At 68.5% G+C, this 276-nt stretch carries 1 protein-coding gene; it reads left to right on the top strand.

Features of this window, described 5'->3' with window-relative positions:
• Positions 1–276, top strand: a 276-nt coding sequence (locus SAZ04_RS21980; protein WP_332699694.1) for an outer membrane beta-barrel protein, incomplete at both ends; no start/stop codon positions are given.

Below are 276 nucleotides of genomic sequence, written 5' to 3'. Positions count from 1 at the left end.
ACTCCAATTCCTACTTCAACAAGCTGCGCGGCCTCCCGAAGGAAGTGCTGCGGCGCAACCAGTTCGGCGCCACGCTCGGCGGGCCGATCCGCCACGACCGCGCGTTCTTCTTCGTCAACTACGACGGCATGCGCCGGACGCAGGACACGAGCCAGCTCGCGACGGTGCCGACGCAGTCGCTGCGCGACGGCGTCTTCCGGTTCGTGACGCAGGCCTGTCCCGGCACCACGACGGTCCGCAACCTTCCAGGCTGCGTGGATGCGGCAGGCAACGCCG

The organism is Halalkalibacter lacteus (genome assembly GCF_036663595.1).
In the GTDB taxonomy this organism is placed as follows: domain Bacteria; phylum Bacillota; class Bacilli; order Bacillales; family Bacillaceae_D; genus Halalkalibacter; species Halalkalibacter lacteus.
The sequence above is the reverse complement of the archived record's forward strand: the minus strand, read 5'-3'. Positions and strand labels throughout refer to the sequence as shown.